The organism is Croceitalea sp. MTPC6 (assembly GCF_036985525.1).
Classification (GTDB): Bacteria; Bacteroidota; Bacteroidia; order Flavobacteriales; family Flavobacteriaceae; genus Croceitalea.
In genome coordinates, this window is sequence record NZ_BTGR01000019.1 from 1 (window position 1) to 2,568 (window position 2,568).

General features: G+C 41.7%; 3 protein-coding genes and 1 pseudogene. All 4 read right to left on the reverse strand.

The features are described 5' to 3' along the window. A pseudogene (locus tag AACP56_RS17815) lies at positions 1–387 on the reverse strand (heavy metal translocating P-type ATPase); the annotation flags it as partial. A 44-nt stretch (positions 388–431) separates the two neighbouring features. Next, the gene (locus AACP56_RS17820) at positions 432–845 is read right to left on the reverse strand and encodes a Fur family transcriptional regulator (RefSeq protein ID WP_179241117.1); all 414 of its coding nucleotides are present in this window, start codon (positions 843–845) and stop codon (positions 432–434) included. Next, the gene (locus tag AACP56_RS17825; protein WP_133642526.1) at positions 842–1,480 is read right to left on the reverse strand and encodes a cation diffusion facilitator family transporter; all 639 of its coding nucleotides are present in this window, start codon (positions 1,478–1,480) and stop codon (positions 842–844) included. The genes AACP56_RS17820 and AACP56_RS17825 overlap by 4 nt, the downstream gene beginning before the upstream one ends. 3 nt (positions 1,481–1,483) lie before the next feature. After that, positions 1,484–2,568: efflux RND transporter periplasmic adaptor subunit (locus AACP56_RS17830; protein ID WP_339339061.1), on the reverse strand; the 1,085-nt coding region annotated here is incomplete at its 5' end.

A 2,568-nucleotide genomic window follows, 5' to 3' on the forward strand; every position in this document is an offset into this window, starting at 1 on the left:
AGCATAAAACAGCATTACGGCAACACCTTCGGGATATTCGCCAATGGCAAATGCACCTAAAGTGGCTATGGACATTAAGAAGAATTCCGTAAAAAAATCACCATTTTTAATACTTTTCCAGCCTTCTCTTATCACCGGAAAACCAACAGGGATATAGGCTACCGTGTACCATACTACGCGAATCCATCCTTTGAAGAAAGGAAACGCATCAAAGTAATCAATAGCGATTCCTGCTATCAACATCACAAAGCTGAAAATAGCTGGTAGATAGGTTCTAAAATTTGAAATTTCTTCAGGGCTGCTATGGTTATGGCCGTCATCGTGACTGTGCTCGCCTGAATGCTTATTAGTGTCTATATCCCGTAGGTTTATTTTTTTCTTTTTCATATTGTAAAATTCTTTAAATTAAGTATGCAACGGAAGTACATTGATTATCCACTACACTTCTCGCAAATACCTTTGAGCACCAAATTGGCATCTTCGGCGACATAACCATCGGGTAAGTTGATATGCGGGATTTTTTGTTCCGTTAAACAAACCGTTTCGTCACAGTTAGTGCAATGAAAATGCAAGTGCAAATCTTGTTCAAGTTCACAGTTGCAACCCGGTTCGCACAATGCAAATTTCGAAATATGGGTGCCATCATCTATCTGGTGTACGATACCTTTTTGCTCAAAGGTTTTGAGGGTGCGGTACAGAGTAGTCCTGTCCGCTTTCGCGAAAACGTTCTCGATATCCGTGAGCGCAACCGCAATTTCTTTTTCGGCCATATACTTATAAATCAATATGCGCATTGCCGTGGGGCGAACCCCATTGTCATTCAATCTTTTTTCTATTTCTTTCATTTCTTATCGATGCTGTTTTTGATTTTTTGTGCCTTGGAAAATGCTTTCAAACCCTCTTTTGCCGCATATGGCACTATCAACAATGCCGCAACGGGGTCGGCCCACCACCAGCCCAGCCATTTCACGAGCAATAGGCCTATTAGTACTACTACGGTTTGATATAGACAGATAAAAGTATCCTTGGCATCTGCAAGCAGAGCAGGGCTATCCAGTTTATGTCCGTACTTTCTTTTGTAATAAATCAAAAATGGATTTACCACTAAGGAAACTATCAGTATACCAATACCCACCGTAGACCAAGATGCCGTTTCTTGACTTATTAATTTTGAAATAGAATCATAGGATATGAAAATGCAGATGAGGGCAAAGGATATTGCGATGACATAAAGGGTTGTCATTTTTCTTTGCTCTACACGCTTTTCATCCAGACCCTTGATTTCGCCGTGCAATCGCCAACCGAGCGTTCCTGCACTAATGACTTCGATGGTGCTGTCCAATCCCCAGCCTATTAATGCTGAACTGTTTGCCGTGAATCCGGCTATAAGCGATACGACCACCTCGATAATGTCATAGATGACATTCCATATCTGAAGCGTTCTTGCTTCCTTTAAATTTTGTTTTCTTTTTTTGTCCATTTTTTAATGTCCTTCTTCCTCGTTTTCCCCTTTTTTCATTTCTGCCATTAAGTAGTAGGCGTTATTAAAGGCATACTTAGTATTTGGTTCTTGTTCCATTAGAAAATCAATGGCAATCCAATCGCCATCGTGAGTTCCTTTTATGATTTCCACGGGCATAAACTTCCAATCCTCGCCTTCCTTTTTTGCTGAAAACACAAAGGACTTTTCGCCATCGGCTGCAATGGCACTTTCAGGAATAGCCGTGGTCATTGTATTGTTGGTTTGGATGCGCCCTTGAATATACATTCCTGGTATCAGGTTGCCTTCCTTGTTCTCGATTTCGGCGTGTACGTGTATCGCTTTGGGGTTCTGCTCAAAAGTTTTTCCTACGGAATAAATTTCCGCTGTCAGTTCCTTTCCCGGAATGGATTGGACATTGAACCGCACGGTTTGTCCTTCCTTTACTTTGTACACATCCTTTTCAAACACCATCAAATCGGCGTGTACGTGATGGGTGTCCACGATTTCCATTAGGTCGGTTTGAGGTTCTACATATTGTCCTGTTTTAACCTCTACTTTTTCCACAAAGCCTTGAATAGGACTTCGTAGCGCAACCCTTTGATAAATAGTGCCATTTCTCACACCTGATGCACTAACATTTAATTGTTGTAATTGTGCTTCCAAACCGTTCACCATACTTCGGGAAGCTTGATATTCCGCTTCTGCTTTTTGGAAATTGGCACCGCTGCCCACACCTGCATCATAAAGAGTTTTTTGGCGTTCGTATTCCTTTTTGAGAAACTGACTGTTACTATATGCATTGAGGTAATCCGTCTGTTTCTGAATAATATTGGGATGTGACAGATAGGCCACCGTCTGACCTTTGTTGACCTTATCGCCCTCGATGACCTCTATAGAAACCACGTTCGCACCCACTACTGTAGTGATGGTCGCTTCATTTTGTGGCGGAACTTCCAATTGACCGTTCGCTTCTACGTATCCGCTCATATTGCGCTGGGCAAGCGTATCGACTTCCATTTGTAGGACATCATACTGTTTAGCAGTAAGTGTTACTATTTCATCTTCTTTAGAGTGATTTTCTTCTG

Coding starts and splice junctions, on each gene's coding strand:
- AACP56_RS17820 (WP_179241117.1), bottom strand. CDS start 845: ATGAAAGAAATAGAAAAAAGATTGAATGACAATGGGGTTCGCCCCACG.
- AACP56_RS17825 (WP_133642526.1), bottom strand. CDS start 1,480: ATGGACAAAAAAAGAAAACAAAATTTAAAGGAAGCAAGAACGCTTCAG.